Origin of the sequence: Streptomyces caelestis (assembly GCF_014205255.1) — a bacterium.
Lineage (GTDB): Bacteria > Actinomycetota > Actinomycetes > Streptomycetales > Streptomycetaceae > Streptomyces > Streptomyces caelestis.
Genome location: NZ_JACHNE010000001.1, coordinates 3822837 through 3842530 on the forward strand (window position 1 = coordinate 3822837; position 19694 = coordinate 3842530).

21 protein-coding genes and 1 pseudogene are annotated in these 19694 nt (G+C 72.0%); 14 read left to right on the forward strand and 8 right to left on the reverse strand.

Features of this window, described 5'->3' with window-relative positions; translation table 11 throughout:
- Window positions 1-96: 96 nt before the first annotated feature.
- Both HDA41_RS17220 and HDA41_RS17225 read right to left on the reverse strand, forming a co-directional pair.
- Window positions 97-567 carry a nitroreductase family deazaflavin-dependent oxidoreductase gene (locus tag HDA41_RS17220; protein ID WP_184984923.1) on the reverse strand — a complete coding sequence of 157 codons (471 nt, stop codon included), beginning with the start codon at window positions 565-567 and terminating at the stop codon, window positions 97-99.
- Window positions 564-1745 (reverse strand): acyl-CoA dehydrogenase family protein, encoded by a 1182-nt coding sequence (locus tag HDA41_RS17225; RefSeq protein ID WP_184984925.1) that lies wholly within the window; start codon window positions 1743-1745, stop codon window positions 564-566. Before HDA41_RS17225 ends, HDA41_RS17220 begins: the two co-directional genes overlap by 4 nt.
- A gap of 110 nt (window positions 1746-1855) precedes the next feature.
- Here HDA41_RS17225 and HDA41_RS17230 point away from each other — a divergent pair, with 110 nt between their 5' ends.
- Complete coding sequence (locus tag HDA41_RS17230; protein ID WP_184984927.1) at window positions 1856-3025, forward strand: thiolase C-terminal domain-containing protein; 1170 nt, start codon at window positions 1856-1858, stop codon at window positions 3023-3025.
- Window positions 3026-3028: 3 nt separating this feature from the next.
- Here the strand turns inward: HDA41_RS17230 and HDA41_RS17235 are convergent, their stop codons facing one another.
- On the reverse strand, window positions 3029-3550 hold the full coding sequence (locus HDA41_RS17235) for a GNAT family N-acetyltransferase (RefSeq protein WP_184984929.1): 522 nt from the start codon (window positions 3548-3550) through the stop codon (window positions 3029-3031).
- Window positions 3551-3657: 107 nt separating this feature from the next.
- Here HDA41_RS17235 and HDA41_RS17240 point away from each other — a divergent pair, with 107 nt between their 5' ends.
- From HDA41_RS17240 to HDA41_RS17265, 7 genes and pseudogenes are all read left to right on the forward strand, one after another.
- Window positions 3658-4695, forward strand: coding sequence for a DUF2332 domain-containing protein (locus tag HDA41_RS17240; RefSeq protein ID WP_230299600.1), 1038 nt, complete (start codon window positions 3658-3660; stop codon window positions 4693-4695).
- Window positions 4696-4808: 113 nt separating this feature from the next.
- Window positions 4809-5258, forward strand: coding sequence for a DoxX family protein (locus HDA41_RS17245; protein ID WP_184984933.1), 450 nt, complete (start codon window positions 4809-4811; stop codon window positions 5256-5258).
- Entirely contained in the window at window positions 5258-5704 is a 447-nt protein-coding gene (locus HDA41_RS17250; protein WP_184984935.1) for a Zn-ribbon domain-containing OB-fold protein, read from the forward strand. The genes HDA41_RS17245 and HDA41_RS17250 overlap by 1 nt, the downstream gene beginning before the upstream one ends.
- Before the next feature lie 14 nt (window positions 5705-5718).
- Window positions 5719-5883 (forward strand): annotated as a pseudogene (locus HDA41_RS41275) (GNAT family N-acetyltransferase); the annotation flags it as partial.
- A 40-nt stretch (window positions 5884-5923) separates the two neighbouring features.
- Entirely contained in the window at window positions 5924-6799 is an 876-nt protein-coding gene (locus HDA41_RS17255) for a GNAT family N-acetyltransferase (protein ID WP_184993481.1), read from the forward strand.
- A 47-nt stretch (window positions 6800-6846) separates the two neighbouring features.
- Window positions 6847-7545, forward strand: coding sequence for a HEAT repeat domain-containing protein (locus HDA41_RS17260; protein ID WP_184984937.1), 699 nt, complete (start codon window positions 6847-6849; stop codon window positions 7543-7545).
- 6 nt (window positions 7546-7551) lie between these two features.
- Complete coding sequence (locus tag HDA41_RS17265) at window positions 7552-8574, forward strand: HEAT repeat domain-containing protein (protein ID WP_184984939.1); 1023 nt, start codon at window positions 7552-7554, stop codon at window positions 8572-8574.
- Between the two features lie 12 nt (window positions 8575-8586).
- On the opposite strand, the gene HDA41_RS17270 is transcribed toward HDA41_RS17265, so the two are convergent.
- Together HDA41_RS17270 and HDA41_RS17275 are read right to left on the reverse strand one after the other, a co-directional pair.
- Entirely contained in the window at window positions 8587-9252 is a 666-nt protein-coding gene (locus tag HDA41_RS17270; RefSeq protein WP_184984941.1) for a pyridoxine/pyridoxamine 5'-phosphate oxidase, read from the reverse strand.
- A gap of 27 nt (window positions 9253-9279) precedes the next feature.
- Window positions 9280-9705 (reverse strand): pyridoxamine 5'-phosphate oxidase family protein, encoded by a 426-nt coding sequence (locus HDA41_RS17275; RefSeq protein WP_184984943.1) that lies wholly within the window; start codon window positions 9703-9705, stop codon window positions 9280-9282.
- 320 nt (window positions 9706-10025) lie between these two features.
- Here HDA41_RS17275 and HDA41_RS17280 point away from each other — a divergent pair, with 320 nt between their 5' ends.
- From HDA41_RS17280 to HDA41_RS17295, 4 genes are all read left to right on the forward strand, one after another.
- On the forward strand, window positions 10026-11225 hold the full coding sequence (locus HDA41_RS17280) for a flavin-containing monooxygenase (RefSeq protein ID WP_184984945.1): 1200 nt from the start codon (window positions 10026-10028) through the stop codon (window positions 11223-11225).
- 137 nt (window positions 11226-11362) lie between these two features.
- Window positions 11363-13591 carry an acetate--CoA ligase family protein gene (locus tag HDA41_RS17285; RefSeq protein WP_184984947.1) on the forward strand — a complete coding sequence of 743 codons (2229 nt, stop codon included), beginning with the start codon at window positions 11363-11365 and terminating at the stop codon, window positions 13589-13591.
- Complete coding sequence (locus tag HDA41_RS17290; protein WP_184984949.1) at window positions 13588-14385, forward strand: enoyl-CoA hydratase/isomerase family protein; 798 nt, start codon at window positions 13588-13590, stop codon at window positions 14383-14385. The genes HDA41_RS17285 and HDA41_RS17290 overlap by 4 nt, the downstream gene beginning before the upstream one ends.
- Window positions 14386-14442: 57 nt before the next feature.
- Entirely contained in the window at window positions 14443-15045 is a 603-nt protein-coding gene (locus HDA41_RS17295) for a flavin reductase family protein (protein ID WP_184984951.1), read from the forward strand.
- Window positions 15046-15075: 30 nt separating this feature from the next.
- Here HDA41_RS17295 and HDA41_RS17300 read toward each other — a convergent pair whose 3' ends face one another.
- Window positions 15076-16203 carry a methyltransferase gene (locus HDA41_RS17300; protein ID WP_184984953.1) on the reverse strand — a complete coding sequence of 376 codons (1128 nt, stop codon included), beginning with the start codon at window positions 16201-16203 and terminating at the stop codon, window positions 15076-15078.
- Window positions 16204-16438: 235 nt separating this feature from the next.
- Here HDA41_RS17300 and HDA41_RS17305 point away from each other — a divergent pair, with 235 nt between their 5' ends.
- Window positions 16439-16771: a hypothetical protein gene (locus HDA41_RS17305; protein ID WP_184993483.1), complete on the forward strand. Its 333-nt coding sequence runs from the start codon at window positions 16439-16441 to the stop codon at window positions 16769-16771.
- 24 nt (window positions 16772-16795) lie between these two features.
- On the opposite strand, the gene HDA41_RS17310 is transcribed toward HDA41_RS17305, so the two are convergent.
- Entirely contained in the window at window positions 16796-17161 is a 366-nt protein-coding gene (locus HDA41_RS17310) for a YybH family protein (RefSeq protein WP_184984955.1), read from the reverse strand.
- 98 nt (window positions 17162-17259) lie between these two features.
- Between HDA41_RS17310 and HDA41_RS17315 the strand changes: the two genes are divergently transcribed.
- A complete protein-coding gene (locus HDA41_RS17315) occupies window positions 17260-18150 on the forward strand; it encodes a LysR family transcriptional regulator (RefSeq protein WP_184984957.1) in 891 nt (296 codons plus the stop codon).
- A 225-nt stretch (window positions 18151-18375) separates the two neighbouring features.
- Here HDA41_RS17315 and HDA41_RS17320 read toward each other — a convergent pair whose 3' ends face one another.
- On the reverse strand, window positions 18376-19692 hold the full coding sequence (locus tag HDA41_RS17320; protein WP_184984959.1) for an MFS transporter: 1317 nt from the start codon (window positions 19690-19692) through the stop codon (window positions 18376-18378).
- Window positions 19693-19694 lie beyond the last annotated feature (2 nt).

Consider the following 19694-nt stretch of genomic DNA (forward strand, 5'->3'; position numbering starts at 1 on the left):
CGCACCCGGCCCCTGTCCGGTCCCCGCACCCAAGTCCTGTCTGCCAGGCGGCGGTCCACCCGAGTGGACCGCCGCCTGTTGCGCTTTCCGCGCCTTCTACTTTCGTACGACCCTGAACAACCGGATCTCCCGCTCCACCCGCGCCTGATAGGCCGCGTACGGCGGCCAGAACGCCAGCACCGCCTGCCATGCCGCCGCCCGCTCCGCCCCCTCCAGCAGCCGGGCCGTGACCGGGGTGTCCTGGCCCTTCCAGCTGATGCGGGCGTCCGGATGCGCGAGGAGGTTGTGGCTCCAGGCGGGATGCCCCGGCCGCCCGAAGTTGGACCCGACCAGAAGCCAGCCGCGTCCGCCGTCCTCCGGCACACAGGCCAGCGGTGTACGACGGGGGAGGCCGCTCTTCGCCCCGGTCGAGGTCAGCACCAGTCCCGGCAGGAGCTGCGCGCTGAGCAGCACCTTTCCGCGCGTCAGCCGGTGCACGGCCCGGTCGAGGGCCGGGAAGACGTACGGTGCCACACGCGCGAACCCACGGGTGGACGACACCTTCTGCACGAACCGCACGCCCCTCATCGGCCGGCCTCCTCGAAGACGTGCGCCACCTCGGCGGCGTGGGCCCGCAGCCGGTGCACCGGCCCGAACAGCAGCTCGTCGCCCGCGGCACGCTTGAAGTACAGGTGAGCTTCGTGCTCCCAGGTGAAACCGATGCCGCCGTGCAGCTGGATCCCCTCGGCGGCGGCCGAGCGCAGGGCCTGGAGCGCCTGGGCCAGGGCGAGCCCGCCGACGGTCTCCTCATGGGCGACGGCCCAGGCCGCGTAGTACGCCGCCGAGCGGGCCGCCTGAACCTGGACGTACACGTCGGCCAGCCGGTGCTTGACCGCCTGGAAGGAGCCGACCGGCCGCCCGAACTGCTCACGCCGCCCCACGTACTCGGCGGTTCGCTCCAGCACCCGGCCGGCGGCCCCGACGGCCTCGGCGGCGAGACAGACGGCGACGGTGTCGCCGAGCCGGGCGAGGGCGGGGAGGGCATCGGCGTCGGTGCCGCCCAGCAACTCGGCGGATGTGTGACGGAGTTGGACACGGGCTTGTGGACGGGTGACGTCCAGCGCGGTCTGCCGTACGCGGGTGAGACCGGCGGCGTCACCGCGCACGAGGAAGAGCAGCACGCGGGAGCGGGCGAACCCCCCGGCGTGCGCGGCGACCACGAGCAGCTGGGCGCTGTGCCCGTCGAGGACCTGGTCGGCCTGCCCGTACAGCCGCCAGCCGCCGTCGGCCTGCCGTGCCTGCACACCCCCGGCCCGTCCACCGCCGGCCCACTTCCCGCGCCGGTCGTGGCCGGTGAGTCCGAGGGCGGTGGCGAGGGCGGGCCCGGGCACCGCGAGGGCGGCGGTGAGCCGGCCGGAGGCGATACGCGGGAGGAGGTCCGCCCGCTGGGCGTCCGTGCCGAGGGCGAGCAGCAGCGGTGCCGTGAGGACGGCTGTGGCGAGCAGGGGCGAGGGGGCGAGGACCCGGCCCGTCTCCTCGCAGGCGAGGGCCAGCTCGGTGACCGAGCAGCCGACACCACCGCGGTCCTCGGGGAGGGCCAGCCCGGGCAGGCCGAGCTGTTCGGCGAGTGCGGTCCACAGGGCGGGGTCGTGTCCGGCGGGGGTGTCGACGGCGGTCCGCAGCTCCTCGGGGCCGCACCGCTTGTGGAGCAGTTCGCGCAGGGTGCGGCGGATCTCGTCCTGTTCGGCGGTGAAGCGGGCGTCCATGGGGGTACCACCTCCGCATCTGACGGTCCGTCATATTAGGGCGGGGTGCCGGGGATGCCCAGAGTCCTGCCGTGGTTGTACTCGGCGATATCTGATGTACCGTCAGATTCATGGTTGCCCGGAGGAAAGTGGCCGTCGTCGGCGTGGCCCTCTCGGACTGCGGCCGCGTGGACGACGCGACCCCGTACGCGCTGCACGCGCAGGCGGCCCGCCGCGCCCTGGCCGACGCGGGCCTGGACCGCTCGCTCGTCGACGGCTTCGCCTCGGCGGGCCTGGGCACCCTCGCCCCCGTCGAGGTCGCCGAGTACCTGGGCCTGCGCCCCACCTGGGTCGACTCCACCTCCGTCGGCGGCTCCACCTGGGAGGTCATGGCGGCCCACGCGGCGGACGCGATCGCGGCCGGGCACGCGCGCGTGGTGCTGCTCGCCTACGGCTCGACGGCCCGCGCGGACGTCAGGGCGGGCCGCCGCACGGGAACGTTGTCCTTCGGCACGCGCGGACCCCTGCAGTTCGAAGTCCCCTACGGCCACACCCTGATCGCCAAGTACGCCATGGCGGCCCGCCGCCACATGATCGAGTACGGCACGACGATCGAGCAGCTCGCGGAGGTGGCGGTCCAGGCCCGGGCCAACGCGGCCCTGAATCCGGAGGCGATGTTCCGCACCCCGGTCACGGTGGACGAGGTCCTGGCCGGCCCCGTGATCGCCGACCCCTTCACCAAGCTGCACTGCTGCGTCCGTTCCGACGGCGGGGCGGCGGTGCTGCTGGCGGCGGAGGAGTACGTACGGGACTGCCGTACCGCTCCGGTGTGGGTGCTGGGGAGCGGGGAGTACGTCTCGCACGCCGCGATGTCCGGGTGGGCGGACTTCACGGTGTCCCCGGCTGCGGTGAGCGGACGGCCGGCCTTCGAACGGGCGGGGGTACGGCCGGACGAGATGGACTTCGCCGAGATCTACGACGCGTTCACCTACATGACCCTGGTGACGCTGGAGGACCTCGGCTTCTGCGGGAAGGGCGAGGGCGGGGCGTTCGTGGAGAAGGGCCGGCTGCGGGTCGAGGGCGGAGGGCTTCCGGTGAACACCGACGGGGGCGGGCTGTCGGGGCAGCATCCGGGGATGCGGGGGTTGTTCCTGCTGGTGGAGGCGGTGCGGCAGCTGCGGGGGGAGGGCGGCGAGCGGCAGGTGCGGCGGCGTGGTGACGGGGGGCTGCCCCGGCTGGGGGTGGTGTCCGGGACGGGTGGGTGGTTCTGTTCTTCGGGGACGGTGGTGTTGGGGGTGTGACAACTACCCCGAAACCGTCGACACGGATCCGGCCGCCCACGTGTACTCGAGCTCGGGCAGCTCAAAACCCTGCTCGAACAGGCAGACCCGCTCGTCGGTACGGAGAGCGCCGTGTCGCTCGTAGAAGGCGATGGCGAGGGTGTTGGCGCGCAGCACCTCCAGATAGACGTCCCGTCCGGGATGTTCGGTGACAGCCCACGCGAGAGCGTGTCGCAGCAGTCGGCCTCCGATGCCGGAACCGGTACGGCCCGGCCGGGCATGCAGGTTGTCCAGGAGGAGGCGGCCGTCGGGGCGCGGGACGAGGTACGCGAAGCCATCCATCTCGCCTCCGCCCACGGCGACGAACAGTCCCGCGGCAGGCTGCGGCTGGAGAAGTCGCCCGTGCCACAGCGACAGCCGGTCCTCGTACAGGGGGCCGTCCAGGAAACCGCTCGGCATGATCCCCGCATAGGCAGTACGCCAACTCTCCGTGTGAAGTGCCGCGATCTGCTCCACATCGCCCCGCACGCCCGTTCTGATCTCCATGCCGACGAGCATCACGTATGGCCTCGGGCGTTGGCTAGACTCGTCGGACGCCAGGGCCGACCGCAGGAGGCGCCGTACCCGTGGGCAGGGCTCGCACCATCGCTCAGGTGTACCGACGCTTCGGTGAGGTCGATGCCGCCAGGACATCGCCGCTGTACGAGCGTGTCGCCGTCGCCCTGAGCGAATCCGGCGAGGCGCTGCGCGCCATCGAGGCGGCGCCGGCGCGCAAACGGCACCCCGCAGTGATCCTCGCCGCGCTGCACGACCTCGCCCTCGCCGGACGCGCCCCGGCGCTCGCCGCGGCCTATGCCGCCGCGGACGGCGACGCCGCCGCCGACGCGGCGATCGACACACTGCTGCGCATAACCGACTCGGTCGTGGCCGTCGCCGTGCGCCGGCAGCCGCGGACCAACGAGACCGGACGCTGTGCCGTGCTGTATCCGGCCATCGCCGAGGCGGCACGGCGGGTCGGCGCGCATGCGGTCGGGCTGATCGACGTGGGCTGTTCGGCCGGGCTCAATCTCAATGTCGATCGCGTCGGCATCACGTACGGCGACGGACTATCGCTGGGCGACCCGTCATCTCCCGTGCAGATGTCGGCTTCGATCGTGGGAGGCCGGCCCGTCCCGACGCGGGCGATGCCCGAGGTCGTCGCCCGGATCGGCGTCGACCTCGACCCGGTCGACGTGACCGACGCGGATGAGGCCCGATGGTTGCGCGCCTGTCTGTCGCCGGATCAGCCGGAGCTGCTCGCGAGGCTCGAAGGGGAGACGGCGTTGGCGGCAACGGCCCCTCCGCTGCTGCTGCGGGGGGACGCCGTCGAGGTGCTGCCCGACGCCTTCGCCCGTGTGCCCGCGGACGCCCTGCCCGTCGTCACCACGACATGGGCGCTGTCGCACTTCCCGCTCGAAAGCCGCCTGCGCTTCCTGCACCGCCTCGATGAAGCGGCGGCCGGCCGGCCGGTGGCGTGGGTGTCGGCGGAGGGGGTCGGAGTCGCGCCGACGATCCCGACACTCGGCGACCGCCGCGCCTCCGGCCACAGCGTCATCGGACTGGCGGTGTTCGGCCAGTCGGCCCTGCACGCCGAGGCCGTGGGCCGCTGCTGGTCGCAGGGCCGCACGCTGGCGTGGCTGGCGGGTTCCTGATGCCCTGTCACGATCCGTCGCCGCTGAGAACTGCCACCACCGCAGGGCTTGTTGCGACCACCTGATCTGACGTACCGTCAGGTCAGGTCGGGCGGCAATGCGGGAGCATGGGCATGGACACGATCTGGCTCACCGGAGCGGAATGGCTGGCCGTGCTGCGGATCGGGCTCGGGCTGTGGTGGCTGGAGAGCTGGCGGCACAAGGACCGCAAGGCCTGGTTCGAGAGGGGCACCGGCATCACGTGGGCGGCCGGGATAGCCGCCAAGCACCGCTGGAGCGCCGTACGCTCGGGCTTCGACACGATCGTCGCGCCCCACCCGCGCGCGATGGCGTACGTCGTGGTCTACGCGGAACTCGCGCTCGGACTGGGCCTGATCACCGGCTTCCTCACCCCGGTCGCCCTGGTCGGCGGATTCCTCCTCAACGCCCTCTACCTCACCCTCATGATCCACGACGTCGCCGAGCAGGGGCAGAATTCGATGATGGCGCTGATGTCGGTGGTCGCGCTGTTCGGGATGTCCTGGCAGACCTGGTCGCTGGACAGCGCGCTGGGGCTGTTCTGATGGCGGGGCGTCTCGACCTGCCCGAGCCGGACGCCTTCACGTGGACGTACTGGGACGCGGCCTCCGAGGGCCGGCTGTTGATCCGCCGCTGCCGGGCTTGCGGCCGGGCACACCACTACCCGCGCGAGTTCTGCCCCCACTGCTGGAGCGAGGACGTCGCCTGGGAGCCCGCGAGCGGCCGCGCCACCCTCTACACCTGGTCCGTCGTCCACCGCAACGACCTGCCGCCCTTCGCGGATCGCACGCCGTACGTCGCCGCCGTGGTCGACCTCGCCGAGGGGCCGCGGATGATGACGGAGGTCGTGGGGGTGGGGCAACTGCCGACGGGTGAACGGTCGGCCGGGGAGCTGCCGGCCGAGGAGCTGTCGGCCGGGGCGGAACTGGAGGTCGCGTTCCGGGAGGGGATCCCGGTGTTCCGGGTCGTGCCGGGCTCGGTCGGCGGGTGAACGGCAGCGTCCCACGCTACGAGGGGACCCTGCGCGGGGCGATCTTCGAGGAGGGCCGGCACGACGCGTTCCGGGACGCCCACCTGCACGCACGGCTATCGACCGATCCGGAACCGGATGCGGAACCGGATGCGGACCGACAGGCCGAACCGGATGCGGGCCGAGGACCCGGGGCGTAATTCGGAGGTGCGGGCGGGGGCGCGGACGGCACCATGGGGCATGCGCACCGACGACTGGCACCTCACCCAGGACCTCGACGCCTTCCTGACCCGAGCCGGCGGCTTTCTCCGCTCCCAACTCGCTCTGCACACCCTCCCGTTGACCGTCACGGAGAACCTGCGCACGCGCGGCCGGCACATCTACGGCGACGGAACGCCGGAGTTCGGCGTGCTGGAACAGGACGGCGCGGTCCGGGCGACGTTCTTCCGCACACCACCGCACCGGCTGAACCTCACCGTCCTGACGGCCGAGGAGGCCGACGCCCTGGCCGCACGGCTGGCCGCCCGCGGGCAACGCCTGCCCGGCGTGCACGCCGACCGCGACACCGCCACCGCCTTCGCCGAGGCCTGGCAGCGGCACACGGGCGCCACGGCCACGCTCCAGCAGCGTCAGCGGCTCTACCGACTCGGCACCCTGACCGTGCCCCGTCCCGTACCGCCCGGCAGGCCTCGCATCGCCGGCAAGGCGGACCGTAAGCAACTCATCCGCTGGCACGAGGAGTTCGCCAAGGCCGTCGGCACGGGCACCGTCCGGGACGCCACCGAATGGGCGGACGCCCGCATCGAGCAGGGCGGCATCACGTTCTGGGAGACCTCCGACGGCAGCCCGGCCGCCATGGCCGGAACGACCCCTCAGGTCGCCGGCCAGATCCGTGTCGCCCCGGTCTACACCCCGACCCACCTCCGCGGCCGTGGCTACGCGGGCGCCGCCACCGCCGAGGTCAGCCGCGCCGCCCTGGCCGCCGGAGCGCAGGAGGTGCTCCTCTTCACGGATCTGTCGAACCCGACCAGCAACGGCCTGTACCAGCGGATCGGGTACCGGCCGGTGACGGACTTCGCGGGGTACGACTTCACAGAGCGGTCCGCGCCTGCTTGACCTTGACACAGTGACAAGGCCTTCACTGAGTCGAGGAGGTGGTCCCGATGAGCATGCCGGAACAGAACACGGACACGGACACGGACACGGACACGGACACGGACACGGTACGAGGTCTGCAGGGGCTGGAGGACAGCAGCCCGTCGGTGCGGCTGCGGACAGCGCTGGCGGCCGGCACGAGCCCTGACCCGCGGTTCGTCGGTGAGCTCATCGAACGATGCGCGGTCGAGCCGGAGTTCCACGTGCGCGACATGCTCACGTGGGCGCTCACCCGTCACCCGGCATCCATGACGGTCCCGGCGCTTCTCGAGGAACTCCGCTCGGAGCGTGCGCAGGCACGGAGCCAGGCGTTGCACACACTGTCCAAGATCGGGGATCGGCGGGCGTGGCCGGCGATCACAAGGGCGCTGCTGACCGACGCCGACGACGAGGTGGCGCGGAGTGCCTGGCGGGCAGCGGTCGTTCTCGTACCCGAAGGCGAGGAGACGGGATTGGCCCGGGTGTTGGTGACGCAACTCGGGCGGGGCGAGCGGCCGACGCAGTTGAGTCTCAGCCGGGCACTGATCGCCCTCGGTGAGGTGACCACGCCGGCCCTGCGCGCCGCGATGACGGACCTCGACCCTCGTGTGCGCGCGCACGCGATCGCCACGGAACGACTGTCGCGCAACCCGGACGCCGGGTTCGAGTTCGCGATCGAGGAGGCGAAGCGCGTCGTGGTACTCGGCAGGACCGGCCAGGAGGAGTGACAGGCAGTGCTGATCGGTGATGTGGCACGACGGTCCGGGGTCAGCGCCCGCATGCTGCGGCACTACGAGGCGCTCGGCCTGGTGCGGCCGACGGGTCGTACCCACGCCGGCTATCGCGAGTACTCCAGCGCGGACATCCGGCGGATCTTCCATATCGAGAGCCTGCGGTCACTGGGGCTGTCGCTGCGTGAAGTCGGGCGCGCGCTCGACGATCCCGGCTTCACGCCCTCAGCGCTCGTCGACGGCCTCGTCCGCCAGACGCGAGAACGCATCGCGGCGGAAACGGAGTTGCTCACGCGACTGCGCCGGATCGGTGCCGCGGAACCCGCCGGCTGGGAGGACGTCCTCCAGATCGTCGCACTTCTCCAGGGGCTGGGGTCGAAGAGCGCCGGGACGCGCCAACGCGCGGCCCTGTCCTCGGTCGAAGAGGTTCCCGTACCCGTCGAAGCCCTGGTCGAGGCGGCGCTGAGCGAGACGGACCCGAACGTCGCCGGAGCCCTTCGATGGGCCATGGCGCGATCGGGCGAGGGCGCGCTGCCGCTGCTCGCGGAGGGCCTCGGCTCACCGGCGGCCGAGGTGCGCGAACGAGCCGTCCAGTCCATCGCCGAGTTTCCGGACGGCAAGGCGACCGCACTGCTGCGGGACGCCCTCGCGAACCCCGACATCGTGGTCCGCGGGTATGCGGCTCTGGCGCTCGGAGCACGGGGGGTGGCCGACGCGGTGCCGGTGCTCATCGACATGATCGTCGAGGAGACGAACGACGTCGACGCAGCCGACGCACTGAGCGCGCTGGCGAGTGATCCCGCGCTGGCGGATCAGATCGCCACCAGGCTCGTCGACTGCCTCGCCCACGGCACCGTCGAAGCGTCCGCGCGCCGACGGCTGGCACAGGCGCTCGCGGACATCCCGGGAAGCACGGCGTCGGAGGCCCTCGTAGATCTGTCCCACGACGAAAACCGTGCCGTGGCGCTCACCGCGGCGTACGTTCTCGGGATCCGCACCGCGCCGACAGGGAGGGGGAAGACGTGAACCAAGGTCCGTTCAGGGCCACAGCAGTTCCCGGGTCCACCCTTCCTCCGTGCTCCGGTAGCGGAGCCGTACGTGCCGCCGCACCGCGTCTCCCTGGAAGAACTCGACCTCCTCGGCCCGCAGCCGGTACAGCGTCCAGGACGGCACCGGTGCCTCCGGCTCCCGCGCGGCCCGTTCCCACGCCGACTCCGAGGCCCGTGCCAGCTCCTCCACCGAGCCCAGGATCTCGCTCTGGCGGCCGGTCAGCGCCGCGGCCAGCGCACCCGTCGAGCGGGCGTGGAGGTCGCCCTGGGCCTCCTCGGACGGGGCGGCCGACACCGGGCCACGGACCCGTACCTGCCGACCGAGGACCGGCCAGTAGAAGCCGAGGGCCGCGTACGGGCGGGCGGTGAGGTGGCGGCCCTTGCGGCTGCCGGCGTGGGACGCGAAGGACCAGCCGGTCTCGTCGGCGCCGTGCAGCATGACGATCCGTACGTCGGGCACGCCGGACTCGTCGGAGGTCGCCAGCGACATGGTGTGCGGCTCGGTCTGCCCGGCCGCCACCGCCGCCGCGAACCACTCGGTGAAGAGTGGCAGCGGGGCGGCGGGGGCGGTCGTCGGGTCGAAGGAGGGGAGGTGCGTGACCTGCGGGTCCCAGACGCGCAGTGACCTCAGCAGCTCGTGAAGATCCGTTGCCATCCCCCGATTGTCACCCCGGAACGCTCCTCACACCTGCCCGAGGTCCGACGACACCCACCGCTCCGGCCGCATCCGCAGGACCAGCTGTTCTCCGTGGTTCTTCCAGGCGAAGTCCACGTAGCCGTCGACCTTGTCGGCCGGCAGGTAGCGCGCCGAGATCTCGCGGAGCTGGTCGAGGGTGGCGGGGGCCGTGTCGACGACCGGGCCCTCGACCGACACGTACCGGATCGTCGGCTCCAGCCGGTCCACCATCAGCGAGAACCGGCCCGCCGCGCTGATCAGTTCGTACTTGCGGGAATCGAGGCCGGTCATGATCCAGATCTCGCCGCCGGGCTCGTACTGGTACCAGATCGGCACGGTCAGCGGCGCGCGGTTCGGCCCCGCGTCGACCGCCAGCGCGGCGATGTGCGGTTCGGCCAGGAACTGTTCGCGCTCTTCGCGGGTCAGGGCCATTCCGGTCTCCTTCGCAGGGCTGTTCCGGTCTGAATCGGCGTCATCTCAACACCCGTTCGGCGCCCCGGTGTTCCCGCGTCGGCGGCCATATGCGAGTCCCCCGTGAAGCTGTGTGCCGGCATCGCCCCGAGCGTGCGGGCAACGAGCGGGAGCCGGGCAGCCCACACTCACACAGATGTCAGGAGTGATCACCAGCCCGCCACAACCAGGCCATCGACGCCACCGGCTCCACCCCGCCCTCCCACAGCCGTGATCAATCCGAAACCAATTCCGGTCTTGACCGAGACCCATCAAGCGGGTCCGTGGCTACGCTCCCGCTCATGGCCGACTCCGCTCCCCCCACAGACTCCTCCGCGCACCCCGCACCCGACCGCCCCGTCTACGTCGTCGGCGGCGGCCCCGGCGGACTCTCCGCCGCGTACGCGCTGCGGGCCCGGGGCATTCGGGCCGTCGTCCTGGAGAAGTCCGACCGCGTCGGGGCGTCCTGGCGCGGCCACTACGACCGGCTGCACCTGCACACCACCCGCCGCCTGTCGTCCCTGCCCGGGCTGCCGATGCCGCGCCGGTTCGGGCGGTGGGTGTCCCGGGACAACGTGGTGCGGTACCTGGAGAAGTACGCCGAGCACCACCGGCTGGAGATCGTCACCGGCGTCGAGGTGTCCCGTATCGAGCGCGCGCCCGACGGCACGGGCTGGCTGCTGCACGCCACCGGCGGCCGGGAGCTGACCGGCGCGGCGGTCGTCGTCGCCACCGGCTACAACCACACGCCCCGCGTGCCCGACTGGCCCGGCCGCGACACGTACACCGGCGAGCTCCTGCACGCCTCCGCCTACCGCAACGCCGAGCCCTTCGCCGGACGTGAGGTCCTCGTCGTGGGCGCCGGCAACACCGGCGCCGAGATCGCCGTGGACCTGGCGGACGGCGGTGCCCGGGCACGGCTGTCCATCCGCACCGTCCCGCACATCGTGCGCCGCTCGACCGCGGGCTGGGCCGCGCAGTACTCGGGCGTCATGGCACGGCACCTGCCGGTCGGCCTCGTGGACCGGATGGCGCGGCAGATGGGCAGACTGAGCGTGCCCGACCTGTCCGCCCACGGCCTGCCGCGCCCCGACACCGGCCTCTACACCCGGGTCGCCGAAGGCGCCATCCCCGTCCAGGACGTCGGCCTGATCGACGCCGTGCGCAAGGGCAGGGTGGAGGTCGTGGCGGCCGTCGAGGGCTTCGAGGACGGCAAGGTCGTACTCGCCGACGGCACCCGCCTCTCCCCGGACGCCGTCGTCGCGGCCACCGGCTACACCCGGGCCCTGGAGGGCCTCGTCGGCCACCTCGACGTACTCGACGCCCGCGGCAGGCCCGTCACCCAGGGCCCCCGCAGCCCACGGACCGCGCCCGGCCTGTACTTCACCGGCTTCACCAATCCGATCAGCGGCATGTTCCGCGAGATGGCGATCGACGCGATGAAGATCGCGAAGGCCATCGCGCGGGACGGTTCGGGGAGGGTGTCGCGGTTGCCGGGCTGAAAACCAGGGGATGAGAACAGGGCCGAGGCCCAGGGTAACCGCAACTGCTGCTTGCACGGCCATTCCTGACGTTATGTCAGTTCGGATAATCTGACAGAGCGTCAGTTAGCGGCTGTCTCACAGGAGCGGGCGGAACGATGCTTGGATCGACCCACGGCACCCTCACCACCGACTCCCGCCGGACCCGGGCCATCGCCTGTGGCGAGCGGTCGGGGCCCGTCGTGCACGGCAGGGCGGCCCAGCTGGGAGACCTCGATGTCAGCGGGCGTCCGCTGCACGCCGACGTACCCGACCTGGACCGCTTCTTCCGCCCGCGGTCCGTCGCCGTGATCGGCGCGTCCGATGCCGAGGGGCGCCCCCATACGGGGGTCACACGGCAACTGGCCGACTGGGCCGAGCGGGTCGGGGCCCGGTGGTATCCGGTGCATCCGAGCCGGCCGTCCGTCTTCGGCAGGCCCTGCTGCCCCTCCGTCGCCGCCCTGCCCGAGCAGGTCGACCTGGCCGTGGTGCTGGTCGGCGACCCCCTGCCGGTGGTCGAGGAACTGGCCGAGGCCAAGGCACGGTTCGCGGTCGTCTTCGCCTCCGGGTTCGCGGAGACCGGGGAGGCGGGCGCCGCCGCCCAGCGGCGACTGGCCGCCGCCGTGGAGCGGTCCGGGATGCGGTTGCTGGGCCCGAACACCAACCTCAACGCCTTCGAACGGTTCCGTGACGACCTGGCGGGGCCGGCGATCGCCCTGATCACCCAGTCCGGCCACCAGGGCCGCCCCGTCTTCGCCCTCCAGGAACTCGGCATCCGGCTCTCCCACTGGGCGCCCACCGGCAACGAGGCCGACCTGGAGACCGCCGACTTCCTCTCCTACTTCGCCGAGCAGCCCGAGGTCGGCGCCATCGCCTGCTACCTGGAGGGGCTGAAGGACGGCCGCTCCTTCCTGCTCGCCGCCGACCGGGCCGCCCGGCGCGGTGTGCCGGTCGTCGCCGTCAAGGTGGGCCGCACCGAGACCGGCGCCCGCACGGCCGCCTCCCACACCGGCAAGCTGACCGGCGCCGACGCGGTCGTGGACGCGGCGCTACGGCAGTACGGCGTGATCCGCGTCGACGGCCTGGACGAACTCCAGGACACCGCCGCCCTGTTGGCGCGGGCCCGCCCGCCGCGCGCCGACGGGGTCGTCGTCTGCTCGATCTCCGGCGGCACGGGCGCGCACGTCGCCGACCTCGCGACCGAGGCGGGCCTGCGGCTCCCGGTCCTGTCCGAGGCCAAACAGGCCGAGCTGCACCAGTGGATACCCGAGTACCTGAGCGTCGCCAACCCCGTCGACAACGGCGGGCACCCGGTCGGCGACCGGCGTGGCCGGAAGATCATCGACGCGATCCTCGACGACCCCGAGGTGGGCGTGCTCGTCTGCCCGATCACCGGGCCGTTCCCCCCGCTCAGCGACCGCCTCGTCCGGGACCTCGTGGACGCGGCCGAGCAGACGGACAAGCTGGTGTGCGTGGTGTGGGGATCGCCGGTCGGCACCGAACCGGCCTACCGCGAGGTCCTGCTCGGCTCCTCCCGCGTGGCCACCTTCCGCACGGTCGGCAACTGCCTCACCGCCGTCCGCGCCTACCTCGGCCACCACCGCTTCCGGACCGGCTACCGCTCCCCCTTCGACGACGCCCCGCGCACCCCCTCGCCGTCCTACCGCAAGGCCCAGGCGCTCATGCGCCCCGGCGAGCAGCTCAGCGAGCACGCGGCGAAGCAGCTGCTGCGGGCGTACGGCATCCGCGTGCCGCGCGAGCAGCTGGTGACCAGCGCGGCGGCGGCCGTACGGGCGGCGGGACTGGTGGGCTACCCGGTGGTGATGAAGGCCTCGGGCGCCCGCATCGCCCACAAGACCGAACTGGGCCTGGTGAAGATCGGGCTCACCTCGGCGAGCCAGGTCCGTGATGCCTACCGGGAGCTGACCGACATCGCCCGCTACGAGGGTGTCCCGCTGGACGGCGTACTGGTCTGCCAGATGGTCGAGCAGGGCGTCGAGATGGTCGTCGGAGTCACGCACGACGACCTGTTCGGGCCGACCGTGACCGTCGGACTCGGCGGCGTGCTCGTGGAGGTCCTGCGCGACACGGCCGTAGGTGTGCCGCCGTTCGGTGAGGAGCAGGCGCGGGACATGCTCGCCGGGCTGCGCGGGCGACCACTGCTCGACGGGGTCCGGGGGCGGCCGCCGGCGGATCTGGACGCGCTCGTCGAGGTCGTCCTGCGCGTGCAGCGCATGGCACTGGAACTCGGGGGCCGGCTGGCGGAGTTGGACATCAACCCGCTCATGGTGCTGCCCCAGGGGCAGGGCGCGGTGGCGCTGGACGCGCTGGCGGTGTGCAGCCGATGACGGAACCCGCGGTTCTGCACACGACGGCCGGCCACGTCCTGTCCCTCACCCTCAACCGCCCCGAGACCCTCAACGCCCTCACGCCCGACCAGCGGGACGAGATCGTGCGGCTGCTGTCGGAGGCGTCCGCGTCGCCGGAGGTACGAGCGGTGGTGCTCACGGGAACGGGGCGCGGCTTCTGCGCCGGGGCGGACCTTCGAGGCACCGCCGCCACCACGACCGGCGAACGTGTCCCCGGAGACGTCGCGCGCACCCTCCGCACCGGAGCCCAGCGCCTGATCGCCGCCGTCCTGGACTGCGAGAAGCCGGTGATCGCCGCCGTGAACGGCACGGCGGCCGGGCTGGGCGCGCATCTCGCGTGGGCCTGCGATCTCGTCCTCGCGGCCGAATCCGCCCGTTTCATCGAGGTGTTCGTACGACGCGGCCTGGTCCCGGACGGCGGCGGCGCCTACCTCCTCCCCCGCCTCGTCGGTCCGCGACGCGCGAAGGAGTTGATGTTCTTCGGCGACGCGTTCACGGCGACCGACGCGGAGCGAATGGGGCTGGTCAACCGGGTCGTCCCGGACGGCGATCTGGACAAGACGGCCCGCGCCTGGGCCGAGCGCCTCGCCGCCGGCCCGACCCGCGCCCTCGCCCTGACCAAGCAGCTCGTCAACGCCTCCCTCGACGCCGACCGCGCCACCGCCTTCGCCGCCGAGGCCGCCGCGCAGGAGATCAACATGACGACGGCGGACGCGCAGGAGGGCGTACGGAGCTTCGTGGAGCGGCGCAACCCCGCGTACCGGGGCCGCTGACCCTTCCCATCTGACGAACCGTCAGCTTCAATGGCAGGTGTGATGGGACAAGCAGGAATGGCCGAAGCCGCCGTCCGCTACCTCAGGTCGGTCCGCGCACCCGGGCCGGAGCCCGTCGAGGCGCTGCCACGCCCCGAGTTGCGGTGCGTCGGCGAGGACGAACGCGCCCCCCTGGACCCGGCCGAGTTCCGCCGCGTCCTCGGAAACTTCGCGACGGGCGTGGCCGTGATCACGGCACCGCCCGCCACCACCGGCGACTCCCCCGCCGGTTTCGCCTGCCAGTCCTTCACGTCCCTCTCCCTCGACCCGCCGCTGGTCGCCTTCATGGTCGGCCGCACGTCGACGACCTGGCCGCGTATCGCCACGGCCGGGGTGTTCTGCGTGAACGTCCTGGCCGCCCACCAGAGCGAGCTGTGCCGCGCCTTCGCCGTGAGCGGCGCGGACAAGTTCGCGGGAGTGGCGTACGACGCGGCGCCGGTGTCCGGCTCGCCGCGCCTGTCGGGTGCCGTCGCCTGGATCGACTGCGCGATCCACGCCGTCCACACCGGCGGCGACCACCTCATCGTGGTCGGCCGAGTGGACGCCCTCGGCACGGCCGCCGACGATCCGGACGGACCGCTGCTCTTCCACCGGGGGCGATTCGCGCGCCTGTCGCACTGACCGAGCCGGTACGGACCGAGCCGGTACGGATCAGGCGACGCCCAGCCGCCACAGTGACGTGACCTCGGCGGCCCGTACGGCGTGCAGCGGATCACCCGTGTCCCGCACGCGCGTGTGGCTCGGGCGGGTGTCCAGACGGTCGATGACCCGCAGCCCCGCCGCCTCGACGGCGGTCAGCAGCTCGTCCCGGCCGCGCAGCCCGAGCCGCTCGGCCAGGTCGGACAGGACGAGCCAGCCCTCGCCCCCCGGCTCCAGCCGGCCGGCGAGCCCGTCGAGGAACCCGTGGAGCATGCCGCCGCCCGCGTCGTAGACGCCGAGGTCGAGGTCGGAGGCGGGGCGGGCGGGGATCCAGGGCGGATTGCACACCACCAGATCCGCGCGTCCCTCGGGGTACAGCTCGGGCCCGGTGACGTGGACCGCCGGCCCCAGCCCCAACCGCCCTACGTTGTCCCGCGCACAAGCCCGTGCCCGGGCGCTGACGTCCGTGGCCACCACCTGCCCGACCCCTCGCCGGGCGAGCACGACGGCGAGCACACCGGTGCCCGTGCCCAGGTCGAACGCCGTCCGCACACCGCCACCACGCGGCAGCGGCGCCCGCCCGACAAGATCGACGTACTCGCCCCTCGTCGGCGCGAACACCCCGTAATGCGGATGGACCCGCGCACCCAGCGCCGGAACGTACACACCCTTCTCCCGCCACTCCCGGGCACTGATCACACCCAGCAGTTCGGTCAGGGCGACGGCCATGGGCCACATGGCCTCGTCGGACGGCCCGTACGCCTCGCTGCACGCCAGGCGCACATCAGGCGCCCGGCGCAGCGCCAGTACGTAGTCCTCCTCCAGCAACACGAGCAGCTTGCCGAGCACGCGCGCACGGTGAGCGCGGAACCGGCGTTGCAGACGGAAGGTCTCGGCCGGCGTCTGAGCCGCACCGGGCGCGGTACGACCGACACGGCGGTCCATCGCGCGCAACAACTGGCGCGCGTTCTGGAAATCCCCGCGCCACAGCAACGCGGTGCCCTCACATGCCAGACGGTAGGCGACGGCGGCCTTCATCCGGTCGTCGGCGACGACGACCCGGCGGGGCAGGGGCAGCCCGGACTCAGAATGCCAGCGGGCGGAACGGGGCTGAGCATCGATCCAGTGAATCGTGGACACGGCAAACTCCTCGGAAGGCCGAACGCGAACGAACCTGCGACGTCACGACGACCACGTCACCGAGGACCATGCCGAGTGTCATCCACTGACTTTCTGATGCGATGAGTACCAGAACCGGGAGGCAACTCCCGGGTTCAGGATAGACCGAGGGCGGGCCACGACACTAAGGGGACGGATACCCTGCAGGTGCCGCTCGGTCCTCGGTGGAGTCGGCGGAGGAGAGCGGGCGGTGAAGATGACGACTCCGAATCCTGACCATGTTTTCGATGCTGGCTGGACCAGCGACACCAATCTGCGGCCGCTGTGTGAATCAGTCGCGCATTTCACGGGATACGAGTTCGACGACTCGGACTGGCAGGCCATCGAAACCGCGCTGCCGACGACAGACATCGATCGGTCCGACTGGTACGACTACCCGCTGTCGGGCCGGGTACCGCTGACACTTTTCGTCGCGGCCGATCCGGGATTCGACGTGGTCTTCGTCAGGTTCACAGGAAAACCCGACAGCCACACAAAGGCAAGAATCGAGGCAGCGCTGTACATCTTCTCGATCTGGAAGGTGACCTGACGGACCCGGTGGCTCCCCGCCGATTCAGCGGGTGGGCAGGACGAACTCCGGCTGGTCGAGCAGGCGCAGCCAGCTTCCGTCAGGCTGGCGCCGGACGACCTGCGCCCGGGCGCCCGCCCCGTCCTTCGGCGGGGTCGAGGTGAGGGCGATGTCGCCGCTGACCAGCGTCGGCAGCGGTTGTTCCGGCTCGAAGCGGGGACGGTCGGCCAGCACCTTTTCCCACAGCGCACGGATCGCCTCCCGGCCCACCGTCCGCTCGCCGGGCGGGTACGCCAACACCGCGTCCTCCTCGTAGAGCGCGGCGACCCCGGCCGCGTCACCGGCGTTGGAGCGTTCGACGAACAAGCGGGTGATGTCTTCGGGCCGCATGGCCTTCTCGTACTCCGGCACGGGTACCTCCTGACGTCGGGCTTCAGCTCTTCCCAGCCTGGCCACCCGTCGGCCAGAAGTCCAACAGATGGTTCTTCTGGAAACTAGAATTGGCAGTCATGGAAATGAGGCAGCTGGAATACTTCGTCGCCGTCGCCGAGGAACAGAACTTCACCCGGGCGGCCGAGCGGGTCCACATCAGCCAGTCCGGCGTCAGCGCCCAGATCCGCCAACTGGAGCGCGAACTCGGCGCCGAGCTGTTCCACCGGTCAGCGCGCACAGCGACCCTCACTGTCGCCGGCAAGGCCGCACTCGAACACGCCCGCGCCGCGCTCGCCGCAGCCGATGCGGTCGGCCAAGCGGTGGGTGAGGTCACCGACCTGATCCGAGGCCGGCTCACGGTCGGGATGGTCATCGGCTGCACCCTCACGCCGCTGTTCGACGCCCTCGCCGCATTCCACCGGGCGCATCCGGGCGTGGAGATCTCACTGCTGGAGGACAACTCCGACCGGCTCGTCGAAGGCGTACGCGCCGGCACCCTCGACCTGGCTCTCATCGGGACGGCGACCGCCACCCCCGAGGGGCTGGACGCGCTGACCATCATCAGCGAGCGGCTTGTCACGGCAGTTCCGGCCGGGCACCCCCTGGCGAAGCAACGGCGGGTCACTCTGCGCGACCTGACCGCCCACCCCATCGTGTGCATGCCCCCCGGCACCGGCCTGCGCACCGTGTTCGACCGGGCCTGCGCCGCACAGAGCCTCCGACCCGCGATCACACTGCAAGCCAGCTCCGCGGACGCCATCGCCGACCTCGCCGCCCGCGGGCTCGGCGTCGCCGTCCTCAGCGACTCGATGGCCGCGAACCACCGCGACCGGCTCACCGCCCGCGCCATCGATGACGTCGAAACATCAGCGCTGCTCGCCCTGGTCTGGAAGAGCCCGCACAGCCCCGCCCTGCGTGAGCTGCTCCTGCACAGCCGACAGGCCTTCACCACGCCCGACCCTGCTTGACAGCGTCCGCCAGTGGGTGCTGAACCGAGTGGGTTCTCCTCGGCCCTGCTGTGGTTGCTCGACTGCCTGGCCTACCGCTGACCGGATCGGTCCGCTGCCGGACCCGATGCGGCCTGTTGCCGCCCCGCCCGCGCGGCACAGGCTTGGGGACATGACCCGAGACTGATCGTCATCGATGTCCAGGAGGCCGCGTGCCTGGCACCACTAGGTTCTCCCTTTCCGCTCTCAGGCCGTCACCCCCGCCCCCACCCCCCGCCGCCGAATCACCAACGCCATCAACGCAGCCACCGCGCACAACGCCCCCGACGCGTACCACACCACGTCGTACGAACCGAACGTGTCGCGGGCGACGCCGCCGAGGAAGGCGACCAGGGCGGCGCCGACCTGGTGGGAGGCGAGGACCCAGCCGAAGACGATCGCGCTGTCCTCGCCGTACTGCTCGCGGCACAGGGCGAGGGTGGGCGGGACGGTGGCGACCCAGTCGAGGCCGTAGAAGACGATGAAGAAGATCATCGGGGGCTGGACGCCGGGCGTCACCAGCAGCAGGGGGAGGAAGAGCAGGGAGACGCCCCGCAGGGAGTAGTAGACGGCGAGCAGGCGCCGGGCTTCGAAGCGGTCGGTGAACCAGCCGGAGGCGATCGTGCCGACGACGTCGAAGACGCCGATGACCGCGAGCAGCGAGGCGGCGGTCGTCAGGGGCATGCCGTGGTCGTGGGCGGCGGGCACGAAGTGGGTCTGGATCAGGCCGTTGGTCGAAGCGCCGCAGATCGCGAAGGTGCCGGCGAGCAGCCAGAACGGGCCGGTGCGCGCGGCCGAGAACAGGACGGTCACGGCCCGGCGGGCGGCGCCGGGGACCGGTGCGGGCTTCGGTACGAACTCGGTCGCACCGTACGGCTTCAGGCCCACGTCCGCGGGGTGGTCGCGCAGCAGGAGCCAGACGAACGGGACGACCGCGAGGGCGGCGAGCGCGACCGTCACGGCCGCCGGGCGCCAGTCGTGCCGCTCGACGATCCAGGACAGCAGGGGCAGGAAGATCAGCTGGCCGGAGGCGGACGCGGCGGTGAGGATGCCGCTGACCAGGCCGCGCCGCTCGGTGAACCAGCGGTTGGTGACGGTCGCCGCGAACGCCAGCGCCATGGACCCGGAGCCGAGACCGACCAGCAGACCCCAGCACAGCATCAGTTGCCAGGCCGCCGTCATCCACACCGTGAGGCCCGAACCGAGCGCGATCACCGTCAGGGCGACCGCGACGACCCTGCGGATGCCGAAGCGGTCCATCAGGGCCGCCGCGAACGGGGCCGTCAGGCCGTACAGCGCGAGATTGACCGAGACGGCGGCGCCGATCGTGCCGCGCGACCAGTCGAACTCGTCGTGCAACGGGTCGATGAGCAGGCCCGGCACGGAACGGAAGGCGGCCGCGCCGATGATCGTCACGAAGGTGACGGCGGCGACGAACCAGGCCCGGTGCACGCGTCTACGGCCGCCGCGGCCCGGCTTCGCCGGCTGTGGCACGACTGCTGCGGCTTCGCTTGTCTGAGTCACGG